Here is a 231-nt window from a genome sequence, read left to right on the forward strand (position 1 = left end):
GGGATTGATGCCGATACCTTGTCGCCGCACGTCATGCGCCATGCGTTTGCCACCCACCTGCTCAATTACGGCGCGGACCTCAGGGTCGTGCAAATGTTGTTAGGTCACAGTGATTTATCTACCACACAGATCTATACTCATGTGGCAACCGAGCGTCTGAAGCAGCTGCATCAGGAGCACCATCCGCGAGCCTGAAACCAGCAGTGATCTTTTGTGACACTCAGACCCGTG

Annotated in this window: 1 protein-coding gene; it reads left to right on the forward strand. The window is 54.5% G+C overall.

Annotation, left to right across the window (positions count from 1 at the left end; genetic code table 11):
* A partial coding sequence (locus tag R0J87_RS25240) for a tyrosine-type recombinase/integrase (RefSeq protein WP_498889764.1) occupies positions 1–195 on the forward strand: 195 nt, incomplete at its 5' end.
* Positions 196–231: the final 36 nt, after the last annotated feature.

The organism is Halomonas sp. SIMBA_159 (assembly GCF_046536035.1).
GTDB classification, from domain to species: Bacteria; Pseudomonadota; Gammaproteobacteria; order Pseudomonadales; family Halomonadaceae; genus Vreelandella; species Vreelandella venusta_A.